The sequence below is a fragment of the Enterobacter cloacae complex sp. P38RS genome, assembly GCF_014930775.1.
GTDB lineage: Bacteria > Pseudomonadota > Gammaproteobacteria > Enterobacterales > Enterobacteriaceae > Enterobacter > Enterobacter bugandensis.
This window is the reverse complement of record NZ_JADBRS010000002.1, coordinates 99762-115677: the sequence shown is the minus strand read 5'-3', so window position 1 is coordinate 115677 and position 15916 is coordinate 99762. Positions and strand designations below refer to the sequence as shown.

Below are 15916 nucleotides of genomic sequence, written 5' to 3'. Positions count from 1 at the left end.
ACGGTAACAACTTTTAAATATTGTTTAAAGGTTACGAAATTATTGTAATTGTGAAATTTAATGATGGATTGTTTGTAGGGGATTGCGGCGCGCAACTGGTATAAGGAGGAATTTATGGCTACTATGCTGCACTTTGTGATCGCGCGCACGGAAGCCTGCCCTAACCAGCGAACTGTTATGTCCTTACCTCATTCTGCCGTATCCCCTGAAGACAGTGTAGCCAGCGTGCTGCACTCCCCTAAACAACTGGCGCGTGAAACGCTGGCGGGCGTGATTACCGCTCTGGCGCTGATCCCCGAAGTGATCTCATTTTCCGTGGTGGCGGGCGTTGACCCTAAGGTCAGCCTGATCGCCTCCGTGGTGCTGTGTCTTGCTCTCTCCGTGCTGGGCGGTCGTCCGGCGATGGTCACGGCTGCGGCCGGTTCCGTAGCGCTGGTGATTGGCCCGATGGTGCATCAGCACGGGGTGCAATACATTCTTCCCGCCGTGCTGATGGCTGGCGTGATCCAGATTCTGTTTGGCGTGCTGGGCATGGCAAGGCTGATGCGCTTTATTCCCCAGTCGGTGATGACCGGATTTGTTAACGCCCTTGGCATTTTGATTTTCTTCGCTCAGGTGCCGCATTTCTGGAGCCGAAGCCCGCTGATTGTGGGCCTGTTCGTGCTGACGCTGCTGATTGTGCTGTGGGTGCCGCGCTATATTAAAAGCGTCCCTTCCCCGCTGATTGCGATTGTGCTGTTAACCCTTTTCACCGTCACCACCGGTCAGATCCTGCCGACTGTCGGTGATGAAGGCTCAATGACTGGCGGTCTGCCTGGATTTACCGAGCTGCTGGTGCCGCTTAATTTACAGACGCTGAACATTATCTGGCCGTGCGCGTTGAGTATTGCCTTCGTTGGTCTGCTGGAGTCCCTGCTGACGGCAAAACTCGTGGATGAACTGACGGTTACGCCCTCCAGCAAGCGTCGCGAGAGCATCGGGCTGGGCGTGGGGAATATCATGGCCGGGCTCTACGGTGGCATTGCGGGCTGCGCGATGATCGGACAAACCATCGTTAACGTGGAGATGGGGAAAGGACGAAGCCGCATTTCAACCATTGCGGCGGGCATCGTGCTGCTGCTCCTGGTAACGGCGCTCAGCGAAGTGATGGCCAAAATCCCGATGGCGGTGCTGGCGGGGATTATGGCGATTGTTGCCGTCAAAACCTTCAGCTGGCACAGCCTTAAGCCCGCCACGATAAAAAAAGCCCCGGTTGCCGAAACGGTGGTGATGCTGGTGACGGTAGCCGCCACGGTATCAACCGGCAACCTGGCGGTTGGCGTGCTGGGCGGGATTATCGTCATGGCACTGATCCCCGCCCGCATTAAGCGTCGGGTTAAAGCAGAAAAATCGTTGCCAGCCCAAGAAAAATAAAGAAACCGCCGGTATCGGTGATGGCGGTGATCATCACGCTCGACCCCACCGCGGGGTCGCGCCCCAGTTTGGTCATCGTCAGCGGGATAATGACGCCCATCATCGATGCCACCAGCAAATTCAGCACCATCGCCAGCATCATCACGCCGCCTAAGGCCATATCGTCATACAGCCACCACGTGATGCCGCCCATAATGCCGCCCCATACCAGGCCGTTAATCAGCGCCACGCCCATTTCCCTGAAGATCAGAAAGGCGAAGTTACCGGGCTGAATATTTTCCAGCGCCAGCGCGCGGACGATCATGGTGATGGTCTGGTTTCCGGTGTTGCCGCCAATTCCGGCCACAATCGGCATCAGCGAGGCTAGCGCCACCAGCTGCGAGATGGTGTGTTCAAAGCCGTCAATCACACGGGAAGCGATGAAGGCAGTACACAGGTTAATAGCCAGCCAGGCCCAGCGGGTTTTCACCGCCTTACCGACGGAGGCGTGGACGTCATCTTCGGCGCTGATCCCGCCTAGCGCGCGCAGGTCGTTATCGGTCTCTTCATAAACCACGTCAACGATTTCATCGATGGTCAGACGGCCCATCAGCTTGCCAACGGAGTCTACGACCGCCGCACTCACAAGGTCATCACGTTCAAAGGTACGCGCCGCTTTTTCCGCATCGTCTTCCGGGGAGAAGACCATCGGCTCGTTTTCCATCACCTCGCTCACCCGCTGCTGGGCGCTGTTGAGCAGGATGGTTTTCAGCTCCAGCTCGCCAAGCAGGGTTTTATCCCGCGAGGTGACAAACAGCTTATCGGTGTTGTCCGGCATTTTGCCCAGGCGGCGCAGGTAGCGCTGCACGGTACCGAGCGTGACGTCCGGACGTACCGTGATAACGCCGAACTCCATGATCGCGCCAACGCTGTTTTTCTCGTAGTGCATCACCTGACGCACACGCGCACGTTCATCGGCAGGCAGAGAGGCCAGCAGGCGGCCGGTCAGGTTACGCGGCAGATGCTGTACAAGGTAAATCTGCTCGTCGATATCCAGGGTTTGCAGGGCGTCGAGGATATCCCGATCGCTCATCTCGTCGATCAGGTCATCCCAGACGTTTTCGGAGGCTTCAAGCAGAACCTGGCCGCGCTCGTGATCCTGTACCAGGCGCCAGAGGGCGTGACGCTCTTCCGAAGGAAGCGCTTCCAGGGTATCCGCCAGATCCGGCGGCGGTAAATGAGCAACCAGCGCACCTACCTCAGCAATATCGTCGGCTAAGGTGCCGACATCATATTGCTCAGCCAGGGTCAGTTTGCCTAATAGCGTAGACGTGACCGCTTTATCGGTCGTGAGAAGCCAGATGAGTCGCGCACGTTCCTGGTCACGCTGCCTGGCGCTGTTTTTCTTTAATACCGACATCAATCATAAATCCATTAAATGAGTTGAGACTAAGCATAGCGCGAGGATATGTAAATAAGAATAAACAGCGAGGCGGGATGGAGAAAAAAGCGGCATTACGGCCACGATTATCCCCTCTCCCTGTGGGAGAGGGTTAGGGTGAGGGCATCAGGCCGTGCGCGCCACCGCGTCACGCGACGCCGCATCGCGCTCGTCGCCGGTAAGCTCGCTCAGCCTGCCGTCGCGCATCTCCAGCAGACGGTCGGCGTGAATGAAGTAATGATCGTCGTGGCTGATGGCGAAAATGGTCTTGCCCATCTCCTGCATAAGCGGCAGCAGCACCTGATAAAACTCGCGACGGAAGTGCGGGTCCTGATCCGCCGCCCATTCATCCAGCAGGATGATGTCACGCTCTTCCGCCAGCGCCAGCAGCAGCGCCACGCGCTTCTTCTGCCCCTTAGAGAGCTTGAGGTTCAGGATTTTGCCGTCCTGGAGCTCCAGCTTGTGCGACATCTGCAGCTGCGCAAGCCATTTCTCAACCAGCGCCGGATTGGCCTGCTGCCCTTCCGGCCCCAGCAGCTGGTCAAACAGCCAGACATCGGTGAATACCGCTGAGAAAAGCTTGCGGTAATCCTCGGGTTTCTCCGCGCTCAGCGCCTTACCGTCCAGCAGGATCTCGCCCGACTGCGGCTGGTAAAGTCCGGTGAGCAACATCGCCAGCGTGGATTTTCCGCTACCGTTGCCGCCGATGAGGAACAGCAGTTCGCCGCGGTGAATCGTCAGATTGACCGGTCCCACGGAGAAGGCGTTGTCCTGATAGCGGAACGTCACGTCGCGCAGCTCCAGGGTCTGCCAGTTCGGGAAGGCCTGCGGGCGCGGGAATTCAGCCTTAAATGGCGCCAGATCGAACTTCTTAAGCTTGTTAAACGCCACCTGTGCGCTTAGCAAGGTGGGCAATGCGCCGACGGCCGAGAGCAGCGGCGTACGCAGGAACAGCAGGGTCAGCGAGTAGGTCGCCGCCACGTTGGTGTCCGCCCAGCCCAGGCTGTTCGCCATCCAGAATACCAGGCCAATGGCGCCCAGCATCATAATGTTGGACCAGTTCACCGCGCTCAGGTGGAAGGTATCGGCGCGAATAATGTGGTGCCGGTATTCGCGTGCGTCCGGGATATAGAGGTTATTGAAGATATGCTCGGCACGCTCGCGGTTGAGGGTCAGCTCTTTGCGCCCTTCCAGTACCGTCTGGTAATCGTTATAGAGCTTATCTTCCGTTTCGCGCAGAACCGCCATGTGTTTATAGACGCGCGACACCAGCATGAAACCGCCCCAGATGGTGATGGCAATCCACACCGCGGTCACCGCCAGCATTTTGGTCGAAAGCCAGGCGAGATAGGCCGCCGAGCCAAAGGTCAGGATGATCCCCTGCACCAGCTCCGGCAGGCGGACAAACGCGATGGTAATCGCGCGCACGTCGCTGGTCAGCCCCGCCAGCAGGGAGGCGCTGCCGAGCTGCTCCACGCGCTCAACCTGCGTGTCGAGGATCCGCTTGATGAACTCGCTGCGCAGGCGGAAAACGAAATGGTGACCAAGCGCGGTCAGCGCCAGCTGAGAGCCGAGCGTAACCGCCATCAACAGCAGCAGCAGGCCGAGAAACTCCGGCAGAACCGAGAGTGAGGTATCGACCATTTCGATCAGCCGCACGTTTATAAACGCGATCAGGCCAATACCCAGCGCCGCGCTGGCAAGGCTTAAGGCCATTACGGCAATGAAGGGCCAGCGGTACTGACGCCAGACAAGAAGAAGTAGTTGCATGCAGGCAATCCGGACAATAAAAATCAGCCAGCAGTGTAAACTGCCCTGAGCGGACATCAAGAATAATTCTTATTTTTGTTTGTTCAATCCCGCCTGACGGAAAGTCAGATTATAGCGGTACTCGCCAGTGAGGGGATGAACCCCGGGCTTCAGGGGCTGAATGCCGTGATAGTACAGCCGTGACTCCCTGCCCCACACCACCACGTCGCCGTGCTCCAGCATAATGCGCCTGAGCGGATCGTTGCGGCGCAATCCGCCAAACTGGAAGACGGCGGGCAGACCCAACGATACCGAGACGATGGGCGCGCGCAGATCGGGCTCATCTTTGTCCTGATGCAGGGAGAGCTTCGCGCCGATGGCGTAGCGGTTAATCAGGCAGGCATCCGGCCGGAAGTCAGGGTAATCTGCTGCAACGGCAGCCTCGTGACAAAGCGCCTGAAACACCGCAGGCATGGGAGGCCACGGCCGGCCGGTCGTGGGATCGTTCGGGGCATACACATACCCACGTTCGTTCGTCGCCCACCCCAGTTCGCCGCAGTTGGCCATGGCCACCGACATGGTGTAGCCGCCCGGCGTCACCATATGGCGAAACGGTGAAACCGCCGTGACTTCTTCAATACCGGCAAGCAATGCCGCCGCACGGGAGAGTGCAAAGCGGCGCAGGATCGCTGCCCCGGGCGCAAGCGGCTCCTGCCACGGTTCAGCATCCGCAAAAAGATCGAGCATTATCCCTCCCGGCGTTTCGCCTCACGTTTCAGTAATAGCGCTTTTCGCGCCGCCCCCCAGCGATAGCCCGACAGCGCGCCGTCGGTGCGGACCACGCGGTGACAGGGGATCACAATCGCCAGCCTGTTTGCCGCACAGGCACCCGCGACGGCACGCACCGCGTTGGGCTGGCCAATCGCCTTCGCCACCTGCTGATAGCTGGCCGTTTCCCCGCAGGGGATGTCACGAAGGGCCTGCCAGACCCGCTGCTGGAACGCGGTGCCGCGTATATCCAGCGGCAGCGCCAGCGGCACCGCGTGGTTATCAATACTGGCAATGACCTGTCTGATACGCTGGGCAAAGGCATCTTCCTGCGGGGCAGGCTCCGCGTTTGGAAACAGCGTCGCAAATTCTTCTGCCAGTTTGGTATCGTTGTCGCCCAGCAGTATCGCGCAAATCCCCCGCTCGCTTTCCGCAACCAGGCAGCGTCCCAGCGAACAGTCGCCGATGGCGTAACGCACCGCCACCTCGCCTTTGCGGTACTGCTTCGCCGTCATGCCCAGCGCATCGTTAGCTTTGCGGTAATAGCTGCTGCTGTCGGGAAACCCTGCCGCCAGCACGGCATCGGTAATTTTGTTTCCCTGCGCAAGCGCCGCGCGCAGACGCTGCCCCCGCGCCGCCTGCTGCCAGGATTTTGGGGTCATCCCGGTGACGGACTTAAACAGCCGATGGAAATGGAAAGGACTCATGGCGATCTGCTGCGCCAGGCCTTCAAGCGTCAGCGCGGGATCCTGCTCCAGAAGGCGACAGGCGTGCTCCACTTTCGCCAGCTTTTGCTGATTCGGATCGCGTTTGTCCGGCATGCAGCGCTTGCACGGGCGAAACCCTGCCTGAACGGCATGCTGGACATCGGGATAAAAGCAGACGTTTTTACGCAGCGCGTGACGGGCGCGGCATGACGGGCGGCAGAAAATCCCCGTCGTCTGCACGGCAAAGACAAACCGATTGTCAGCGCGCGGATCGCGAGCCAGAACGGCCTGCCAGCGATCCTCATCATTCATATAGGTTGGATTTTTCATCATCAGCTCCTCTTACAAGCATACCTTTAGCGTGCCCGAGTGCCAGTGATAAAAAACCCGCAACCTTGCTTTTTAATTTTTGTCGCTCACCAGGAAGCTGTTGAACTGCGGCGAGCTCCAGGTTTTGAACCCGTCGCCCTCTTTAGTGATCATATAAACCGCCAGTCCTTCCTGACGAACCACCTCTTTGGCTTTTTCCGGGCCGAGAACCATTAATCCGGTATCCCAGGCGTCGGCTTCCAGCGCAGTCGGCGCAATCACGGTCACCGAGACCAGGTTATGCGTGATGGGACGTCCGGTCAGCGGATCGATCACGTGCGAAATACGCTTCCCGTCGAGCTCGTAATAGTTACGGTAGCTCCCGGAAGTGCTGATGCCGTGCCCGTTAATATCCACAATGGCCTGTACGGCGTTTTGGCGATCGGTCGGTTTTTGAATCGCCACGCGCCACGGTTTACCGCTGGCGTTCATGCCCCGGCTGACTAACGCGCCGCCCACGGAGACCAGGTAGCGCGATATCCCTTCCTGCGTCATCAGCGCGGCAAGGTGATCCGCCGCGTAACCTTCACCTACCGTCGACAGATCGACAAACAGATCGGGGATATCTTTCTGCAGATACTGCTGGCCGTACTGGTTGATCACCGTCAGATGCTTTAGCCCTGTCCGGGCGCGGGCATCATCAATGGCCGCCTGATCGGGTGTGGTATCCGGCTGTTTGTTCGGGCCAAACCCCCAGAGATTGACCAGAGGCCCGACGGTGACATCCATCGCGCCGTTGGTTTTATATCCCACGCGCATTGATTCGGTGACGATATCGGCCATCGCTTCGCTCACCGGCCACAGGGAGGTACTGGTAGAAAGATTAAAGCGCATCAGCGCCGAGTCATTTTTATAGGTTGAGAGCAGCTGGTCGTCGGCGTCCAGCTGAGACTGGATTTTACCGCGAAGTTCATCAGCGCGCGTTTTATCCAGGCCCATCACGCTGACGCGCCAGAAGGTGCCCATCGTTTTGCCTTCGAGCACCGTCGCGGCGGGTGCATCGGTTTTCGCCACGGGCGCGGAATCGTCACACGCGGTCAGGAAAAAAAGCATAGCCAGAAAGCTGGCGCGTAAAAAAGTCATGTCCATTCATTATTATCCTCATGCCAGGGCGGCAAGAGTACACCAAAACGGTTGCATTGTGAGGCCAAAAAAAAGCACAAAAAAGGGGCCTTCAGGCCCCTTAGTCACACGATGACGCGATTAGAACTGGTAAACCAGACCCAGCGCGACGATATCATCAGTGCCGATACCGGCCTGACGGGTGAACTCATTTTCATCAACCAGGTTGATTTTGTAATCCACGTAGGTGGACATGTTTTTGTTGAAGTAGTAAGTCGCACCCACATCAACATATTTCAGCAGATCCTGATCGCCGTAACCTTCGATGTCTTTACCTTTGGACTGCAGGTAAGCCACGGATGGACGCAGGCCGAAGTCGAACTGGTACTGAGCAACCACTTCGAAGTTCTGCGCTTTGTTAGCAAAACCGTAAGCGGTAGTCGGGCTGCTGCCGTTAGAGGTACCGAAGCGGGTTGCGTTGTAGGTCTGAGAGTACTGCGCAGCCAGGTAGATGTTGTTGGCATCATATTTCAGGCCGCCAGAATAGACTTCTGCGTGATCGCCGTTACCGTAAACGCCCGGTGCGTTCTGGTCAGCGGTACGTTTGGAGGAGGACATCGCACCACCCACGCTGAAGCCTTCGCCCAGGTTATAGGTTACGGATGCACCGTAGCCGTCGCCGTTCTGTTTCAGCAGGCTGCGTCCACCGACGTTTTCGCCGCTTACGCTACCGTTTTTACCCTGATACTGCAGCGCAAAGTTCAGGCCATCCACCAGACCAAAGAAGTCCTGGTTACGATAGGTCGCCACGCCGTTAGCACGAGACTGCAGGAAGTTGTCTGAGCCGTAGGTATCGCCGCCAAATTCTGGCAGAACGTCAGTCCAGGAAGTTACGTCGTAGATCACGCCGTAGTTACGACCGTAATCGAAAGAGCCCGCTTCAGCGAATTTCAGACCAGCAAACGCCACACGCGTCCAGGACTGGTTGTCGCTTTCAGTCGTGTTGCCCTGGATCTGGTATTCCCACTGGCCGTAACCGGTCAGCTGATCGTTAACCTGAGTTTCGCCTTTGAAGCCAAGACGCATGTAGGTCTGGTCGCCGTCAGCACTCTTGTCGTCAGAGAAATAGTGCAGACCATCAACTTTGCCGTACAGATCTAATTTGTTGCCATCTTTGTTATAAATTTCGGCCGCATTTGCTGCGCCTGCTACCAGCAGTGCTGGTACCAGGAGGGACAGTACTTTAACTTTCATTTTATTAACCCTCTGTTATATGCCTTATAATTGCCACTGCTTACTGGTTAACCCTCATTAACCAGTCGGCAAATTCATTCTCCGCAAAATTACAGAATAATCCAACGCGAATATGATACGAAAACTTTGAAGATGTTTCATTTACCCATCAACATGTTTCAAAATGTAAATGAAAAGGAACTTTTACAAAGCACAAAAAGCTTAGAAATTTAGCACTTATAATCAAAACGAAAAATGACCCAATAAATATCAAAGAGTTAAAATAAAAAACGTTACCGCACTGAATGACAAAACAAGATCGACTCCAGTCTCTAAAATAACTCTCGCTATCATCATTAACTTTATTTATTACCGTCATTCAGCTTTGAATGTCTGTTTATCCCTAATTCAACCGGATGCGTCGCATTCGGTTTTTTTTTACCCTTCTTTACGTAACTTTTCCTTTTTTGTGCTACCGCCGCGTAATTGTAACGACTATTAACTAAATTCACGCTCACCCCTGTGCATAACGGGAAAATTCGCTCAAAACTTAATTTCTTGTTAATTCGTGCTATTTTCTGACGAAATGCATTTTTTATTTGTACATGCATTATGTACTTGTACACATTTAAGGCGTACTTTTTCTCTCGCATGGGTCATCGAAAAAGTCGCTTGTTCAAGGACAGTGGCGCTGGAAATTCAGTTATTACCCTTTATACTGCCCTATCGCCACAGAGCACGACCATCACGGGTTAAAGATATCAATGAGTCAGACTGAAACTACCGCCCAAAGCAAATTCTCCCTTCTGCCCGGGAGCATCACCCGATTCTTTCTTCTTTTGATCGTGGTGCTGTTAGTCACAATGGGCGTGATGGTGCAGAGCGCGGTTAACGCCTGGCTGAAGGATAAGAGCTATCAGGTGGTGGATATTACCCACGCCGTACACAAGCGCATTGATACCTGGCGCTACGCCACCTGGCAGATTTACGACAACATTGCGGCAGCGCCTGCCAGCTCATCCGGAGATGGGCTTCAGGAGACGCGGCTGAAGCAGGATGTCTACTATCTCGAAAAACCGCAGCGTAAGACTGAAGCGCTTATCTTTGGCTCTCACGACAGCGCGACCCTTGAGATGACGCAGCGTATTTCGACCTACCTGGATACCCTCTGGGGCGCCGAAACGGTGCCGTGGTCGATGTACTATCTGAACGGTCAGGACAACAGCATGATCCTGATTTCGACGCTGCCGTTAAAAGATCTCTCTTCCGGATTTAAAGAGACGACGGTCGGCAGCATTGTCGACTCCCGCCGGGCAGAAATGCTGCAGCAGGCCAACGCCCTTGATGAACGTGAGAGCTTCTCATCGCTGCGCCGGCTGGCCTGGCAGAATGGTCACTATTTTACCCTGCGTACCACCTTTAACCAGCCGGGTCATCTGGCGACGGTCGTGGCCTTCGATTTACCCATTAATGATTTGATCCCGCCGGATATGCCGCTCGACAGCTTCCGTCTGGAGCCGGACAGCAGCACCCAGAACATGCGTGCGGCGTCCGACAAAGAGGCCGCAGAGAGCGTCACCATCTCCTTTAACGGCTCGAAAATTGAAATTGCCTCGTCGCTGAACTCAACCGGCATGCGTCTGGTGTGGCAGGTACCGTTCGGCACGCTACTGCTTGATACCCTGCAAAATATTCTGCTGCCGCTGCTGCTGAATATTGGTCTGCTGGCGCTGGCCCTGTTTGGCTACAGCACATTCCGCTTCCAGCCGGGACGCCAGAGCGACGCGTCTGCGGTCTCCGCAGGCAACACCAACGAGCTGCGCGTATTGCGCGCGCTCAATGAAGAGATTGTCTCCGTGCTACCGCTAGGGGTGTTAGTTCACGATCAGGAAGCGAATCGCACGGTGATGAGCAATAAAATTGCTGACCATCTGCTGCCGCACCTTAACCTGCAAAACATCACCACTATGGCGGATCAGCACCAGGGGGTTATTCAGGCCACCATTAACAATGAACTGTACGAGATCCGTCAGTTCCGCAGCCAGGTGGCACCGCGTACGCAAATCTTCATCATTCGCGATCAGGATCGCGAAGTGCTGGTGAATAAAAAGCTCAAGCAGGCGCAAAGGCTGTATGAGAAGAACCAGCAGGGGCGCGCGGCATTCATGCAGAATATTGGCGATGCCTTCAAGCAGCCGTTAAAAACGCTGGCGACCCAGGCGGCAGCGTTAAACACGTCTGAAAGCCACCAGCTCGCCTGCCAGGCCGACTCGCTGGTCCGCATGGTGGATGAGATCCAGCTGGCAAATATGCTGGAGAATGATTTCTGGAAAGGCACCCCTTCTCTCTTCTCCATTCAGGATCTGATCGATGAAGTGGTTCCGGAAGTCCTGCCCGTAATTAAGCGCAAAGGGCTGCAGCTGCTAATCAACAACCATTTACCCGCCAATGACGAACGTCACGGCGACCGCGAGGCGCTGCGTCGTATTCTGCTGATGATTATTCAGTACGCCGTGACCACCACGCAAATCGGCAAGATCACCCTTGAAGTGAGCACCGACGAGTCGGCGGAAGATCGCCTGACGTTCCGCATTCTGGACACCGGGGAAGGCGTGACGGCGAGTGAAATTGATAATCTGCACTTCCCGTTCCTGAATGACACGCAAAGCGATCATTACGGCAAGGCTAACGCCCTGACCTTCTGGCTGTGCGATCAGCTGGCGCGTAAGCTCGGCGGCCATCTGAATATCAAGGCCCGTGAATCGCTCGGCACCCGTTACTCTCTCCACGTGAAAATGGCCGCCAATCCGCAGGAAGAAGATGAAGAACGCCTGCTGGATGACGTCGTGGTGATGGTGGATGTGACCTCAAACGAGATCCGCAATATTGTGGTTCGTCAGCTCGAAAACTGGGGCGCGGCCTGCATCACGCCGGATGAAAGGCTGGCAAGTCAAGAATTTGATCTGTTTTTAACTGATAATCCGTCTAATCTTACTGCCTCGGGCTTGCTTTTAAGCGATGATGAGTCACGCGTGCGGAAAATCGGCCCTGGCCAGCTGCGCGTCAACTTTAATATAAGCAATGCGATGCAGGAAGCTGTACTACAACTAATAGAAGAGCAGCTGGCGCAGGAAGAGATAACGGAATCCCCGTTAGGCGGTAATGAAAATGCCGAGCTTCACGCCAGCGGATACTATTCCCTCTTTGTTGATACAGTACCAGATGATGTGAAGCGGTTGTATACTGAGTCCGCTGCGAATGATTTTGCAGCGCTGGCACAGACAGCACACCGGCTTAAAGGGGTGTTTGCCATGCTTAATCTGGTTCCCGGCAAGCAGTTATGTGAAACGCTGGAACATCTAATTCGTGAGAAAGATGCCTCTGGCATTGAAAAATACATCAGCGACATTGACGCCTACGTCAAAAGCTTGCTGTAGCAAGGTAGCCTTATACATGAACAATATGAACGTAATTATTGCCGATGACCATCCGATTGTACTGTTCGGTATTCGCAAATCACTTGAACAGATCGAGTGGGTGAATGTAGTCGGTGAATTTGAAGACTCTACAGCACTGATCAATAACCTCCCAAAGCTTGATGCGCACGTGCTCATTACCGATCTCTCTATGCCTGGAGACAAATACGGTGATGGGATCACGCTCATCAAATATATTAAACGTCACTTCCCGGACATCTCGATTATTGTTCTGACCATGAACAACAACCCGGCGATCCTGAGCGCCGTGCTGGATCTGGATATCGAAGGGATTGTGCTGAAGCAAGGCGCCCCGACCGATCTGCCAAAAGCGCTGGCTGCGCTGCAGAAAGGCAAGAAGTTCACGCCTGAGAGCGTCTCTCGTCTGCTGGAAAAAATCAGCGCGGGTGGCTACGGTGACAAACGCCTGTCGCCGAAAGAGAGCGAAGTTCTGCGCCTGTTCGCCGAAGGTTTCCTGGTGACCGAGATTGCCAAGAAGCTGAACCGCAGCATTAAAACCATCAGCAGCCAGAAAAAATCAGCAATGATGAAGCTGGGCGTGGACAACGATATTGCCCTGCTGAACTATCTCTCCTCCGTTACGCTGAGCGCATCGGATAAGGATTGATCCCCCACTGTAAATGCCGGATGGCGCTCACGCTTACCCGGCCTACAGAACCCGTAGGCACTCGCAAGCGCAGCGCCGCCGGGCAAATAAAAAAGGCCCTTACGGGCCTTTTTTATATTCTGGTTTTTCTCACGCGATCCGCATAAACAGACAGCGTTTGTTTGAGCACGTCCAGCGTCACCGGTTTCGACAGGCAGCTGTCCATGCCTGACTCCAGACAGCGCTGTTTCTCTTCCGCCAGCGCGTTCGCCGTTACGCCCACGACCGGCAGCGTCAGGCCAAGCTGTCGGATGCGCTGCGTCAGCCGGTAGCCGTCCATGTTAGGCATGTTGACGTCGCTCAGCACGATATCAATATGATTTTTACTCAGCACATTCAGCGCATCCACGCCGTCATTGGCGGTTTTGCACTGATAGCCCAGCGATCCGAGCTGGTCAGCCAGCAGGCGGCGGTTAATCGGATGGTCATCCACCACCAGAATCATCATATCGTCATTCACTGACGCCAGACCTTCCGGTGACGGCAGCGCGACTGCACCGTCGTTCTCTTCCAGCTCAACTTTATAGATACGGGCCAGCAGGCTCAACAGCTCATGCGGCGTTGCGACGCTGTGCACCCATTCCCCCGGCGCACGTTCAACCGGTATGCCAATGTGGCGACGGCAGAAGAGCACCGTTCCTCTCCCCTGCCACGGCTGTTCCGGCATCTCGTCGGCGATGAGCACATCGTCCACGTCCGGCGTCTGGCCTTCATAGCGGCAGACCCTCACGCCGCTATGGGCGAGCAGCGCCGTCAGATAGTCATTCAGAGAGGCATTATTGACCGCCAGCCAGCAGCGCTTATCGTTCAGCCCGTCAACCGTGGCTTTTGCCGGATACTGCGCGGAATAGAGCGGAATGCGGATCGTGAACTGGCTGCCCATGCCGGGCTCGGTATCCACGGAAATGTCGCCGTCCATCATGCTGACGAGCTTCTCGCAAATCGCCAGCCCCAGACCGGTGCCCTGGAAGTTACGCTGCACGCCGGTGCCGACCTGGAAGAACGGGTCGAACAGACGCACCACCTCCTTGGCCGGTATGCCCACCCCCGTGTCGCGCACGCGGATGCTGAGATAATCTCCCGCCCGGCAGACGTGTAGCACAATGCAGCCGATATCGGTGAATTTGATGGCATTGCTGAGCAGGTTAGAGATGACCTGCTGCAGGCGCATCGGGTCGCCGTGCAGCGTCAGCGGCACGTCCGGTTCAATGAAGCAGTAGAGCCCCAGCTGTTTACGCACCACCAGCGGCAGATAGTTGGCGCTTATGTGGTTCATGACCTCACGCGGCGAAAACTCACGCGGCTCGATTTTCAGCTGCTCAGACTCAATTTTAGAGAAGTCGAGAATATCGCTGATGATCTTCAGCAGCAGGCTGGAGGAGTTGTTCATCGCCGTTACCAGCCGGTCGACGCCTTTCGGCAATTCCTTCGTCTGCAGCAGATCGAGGTTACCGATAATCCCGTACAGCGGCGTACGCAGCTCGTGACTGACGGTAGCCAGGAACATGGATTTCGACTGGCTGGCCTGCTCCGCGGCCTGCGCCATCTCCTGCAGCGACTCTTCCATCTTCACGCGCGCGGAGACATCCACCAGCACGCAAATCGCTACGTTTTCATTGCGATAGCGGGAATGAACAAAGCTGATCTGCAGGTTAGTGTGGGTGCTGGTGAGTACGTCGACAAAGTTCACCTGCTGGCCGCAGATGATTTGCGTCAGCCTTTGCCGGTCCTCGTGCGTCAGCATGTTCAGGTAGTTGTGCGCCAGCTCGTTACTCAGGATGTTGGTCCCGTCCTGGGTACGAAGAATGCAGATCCCCACCGGAGCCGAAGCGACAATCTTGCGGTTGAACTGCTCGTGCTCCTCCAGACGCTGGGCGTCACTTTCGGCGGGAATAAAGATTCTCCGCTCATACATCCGCGCCAGCGTAAACAGCGCCCCACCCACCAGCAGGTTCAGCAGGATCGCATTCATAATAAGAATGCGTATCCGCTCAAGGACCATATCCACCGGCAGCGAGTAAACAATGCTCAGCGACGATGGCGGCAGGCTTTTTTTCAGCACCAGCTCGCGGAAGCCGGAGGTGTAGCCAAACCATGAGCGTTCCTGCATCCAGTGCGGATCGACGTTCAAACTTTTATCCGGCCCGGCGAGAGAGATCAGCTGATGCCCGTTTTCATCCAGAATGGTCACGCCCATCGGCAGGCTGCCCGGCGTGAAGAAGTTTTCCATGCGGATGGTCTGCTCAATCCCCAGCAGCGCCTGCAGACGATTGCCCAGGTAGACCGGCGTCAGCGCGTAGAAATAGCCCACGCCCATGCGCGGCCCCTGGCTAATCCAGAAGATGTTGTTCCCGCGCTCGTCCTGCGGCGCATTGCGATATTTCACAATACGCTCGTGCAGGCTTTTCAGCGCATCATCGCGCTCGACGGGCACATCGCGCAGGCCAAAGTCAGCCATGCAGAGGTTTTCACTGCCAATCAGGAATACGCGGTTGAGATCGTAAGCGGCGGAGAAGTTGTCGCGCCAGTAGCGCATAAACCAGGCGAGAGATTCCAGCGACCCGCGCCAGGTGCTGCTCATGGTGGAGCAATCAGAGTCCGGGAACAGCGGCTGGAAGTCCGGCACTTCGGTTTTGTCATTGCGCCCGCGCAGGGCAAGGATACCGTTTTCTGCCGTCAGCCGATTTTCGGCAATATACTTCAGCTCCTTCATCACGTCAGACGTTCGCTGAATGTAGCGCTGGGCCTGATCGGAGCTTAAATTAAACTCCTGGCGGATCTCCGCTTCTTTCTGGTTCAGCGCATTGACGATGTAAAACACCGACAGCAAGGCCACCAGCAGCCAAAGCAGGAGCGCCAGCGCCCGGAACAGATAGCGAGAAACTTTCAGCGTGGTACGAAAGGAGACGAGGTATTTCAAATGGGCGAGGCTCCGCCGTCGGGGTCAAAAGAATGTGGTTAAGGTAGCGGTAAACGCGGCTTGTCGCAACGTTCACGTATCTGCATCTGCAAAAGAAAAGGGCCGGAATCCGGCCCTTTATGCGTCAGAAGA

The 15916-nt window shown here is 55.8% G+C and carries 10 protein-coding genes; 3 read left to right on the top strand and 7 right to left on the bottom strand.

What is annotated here, in order from left to right; translation table 11 throughout:
* Positions 1 to 123: 123 nt before the first annotated feature.
* Positions 124 to 1413 (top strand): SulP family inorganic anion transporter, encoded by a 1290-nt coding sequence (locus tag IM303_RS04075; protein WP_193359702.1) that lies wholly within the window; start codon positions 124 to 126, stop codon positions 1411 to 1413.
* Here the strand turns inward: IM303_RS04075 and mgtE are convergent.
* From mgtE to IM303_RS04045, 6 genes are all read right to left on the bottom strand, one after another.
* Entirely contained in the window at positions 1376 to 2812 is a 1437-nt protein-coding gene (gene mgtE, locus IM303_RS04070; protein ID WP_028013894.1) for a magnesium transporter, read from the bottom strand. The two genes, IM303_RS04075 and mgtE, sit on opposite strands and share 38 nt — an antisense overlap.
* 147 nt (positions 2813 to 2959) lie before the next feature.
* Entirely contained in the window at positions 2960 to 4603 is a 1644-nt protein-coding gene (locus IM303_RS04065; RefSeq protein ID WP_192971277.1) for a multidrug ABC transporter permease/ATP-binding protein, read from the bottom strand.
* Between the two features lie 69 nt (positions 4604 to 4672).
* Positions 4673 to 5329: a DNA oxidative demethylase AlkB gene (gene alkB / locus IM303_RS04060; protein WP_193359610.1), complete on the bottom strand. Its 657-nt coding sequence runs from the start codon at positions 5327 to 5329 to the stop codon at positions 4673 to 4675.
* Entirely contained in the window at positions 5329 to 6387 is a 1059-nt protein-coding gene (gene ada, locus IM303_RS04055) for a bifunctional DNA-binding transcriptional regulator/O6-methylguanine-DNA methyltransferase Ada (RefSeq protein ID WP_193359701.1), read from the bottom strand. The genes alkB and ada overlap by 1 nt, the downstream gene beginning before the upstream one ends.
* 72 nt (positions 6388 to 6459) lie before the next feature.
* The gene (gene apbE, locus IM303_RS04050; RefSeq protein WP_045629880.1) at positions 6460 to 7515 is read right to left on the bottom strand and encodes an FAD:protein FMN transferase ApbE; all 1056 of its coding nucleotides are present in this window, start codon (positions 7513 to 7515) and stop codon (positions 6460 to 6462) included.
* A gap of 114 nt (positions 7516 to 7629) precedes the next feature.
* Positions 7630 to 8742, bottom strand: coding sequence for a porin OmpC (locus tag IM303_RS04045; protein ID WP_028013899.1), 1113 nt, complete (start codon positions 8740 to 8742; stop codon positions 7630 to 7632).
* A gap of 743 nt (positions 8743 to 9485) precedes the next feature.
* Here IM303_RS04045 and rcsD point away from each other — a divergent pair.
* Positions 9486 to 12158 (top strand): phosphotransferase RcsD, encoded by a 2673-nt coding sequence (gene rcsD, locus IM303_RS04040; protein WP_047363050.1) that lies wholly within the window; start codon positions 9486 to 9488, stop codon positions 12156 to 12158.
* Between the two features lie 16 nt (positions 12159 to 12174).
* Positions 12175 to 12825 (top strand): response regulator transcription factor RcsB, encoded by a 651-nt coding sequence (gene rcsB / locus IM303_RS04035; RefSeq protein WP_006176468.1) that lies wholly within the window; start codon positions 12175 to 12177, stop codon positions 12823 to 12825.
* 112 nt (positions 12826 to 12937) lie between these two features.
* On the opposite strand, the gene rcsC is transcribed toward rcsB, so the two are convergent.
* The gene (rcsC, locus tag IM303_RS04030; protein ID WP_047367976.1) at positions 12938 to 15784 is read right to left on the bottom strand and encodes a two-component system sensor histidine kinase RcsC; all 2847 of its coding nucleotides are present in this window, start codon (positions 15782 to 15784) and stop codon (positions 12938 to 12940) included.
* Positions 15785 to 15916 lie beyond the last annotated feature (132 nt).

Bases quoted from the DNA above. Each gene is read 5' to 3' on its own strand.
- rcsD (WP_047363050.1), top strand. From the start codon at position 9,486: ATGAGTCAGACTGAAACTACCGCCCAAAGCAAATTCTCCCTTCTGCCC.
- apbE (WP_045629880.1), bottom strand. From the start codon at position 7,515: ATGGACATGACTTTTTTACGCGCCAGCTTTCTGGCTATGCTTTTTTTC.
- mgtE (WP_028013894.1), bottom strand. From the start codon at position 2,812: ATGTCGGTATTAAAGAAAAACAGCGCCAGGCAGCGTGACCAGGAACGT.
- IM303_RS04065 (WP_192971277.1), bottom strand. From the start codon at position 4,603: ATGCAACTACTTCTTCTTGTCTGGCGTCAGTACCGCTGGCCCTTCATT.
- IM303_RS04045 (WP_028013899.1), bottom strand. From the start codon at position 8,742: ATGAAAGTTAAAGTACTGTCCCTCCTGGTACCAGCACTGCTGGTAGCA.
- IM303_RS04075 (WP_193359702.1), top strand. From the start codon at position 124: ATGCTGCACTTTGTGATCGCGCGCACGGAAGCCTGCCCTAACCAGCGA.
- rcsB (WP_006176468.1), top strand. From the start codon at position 12,175: ATGAACAATATGAACGTAATTATTGCCGATGACCATCCGATTGTACTG.
- ada (WP_193359701.1), bottom strand. From the start codon at position 6,387: ATGAAAAATCCAACCTATATGAATGATGAGGATCGCTGGCAGGCCGTT.
- alkB (WP_193359610.1), bottom strand. From the start codon at position 5,329: ATGCTCGATCTTTTTGCGGATGCTGAACCGTGGCAGGAGCCGCTTGCG.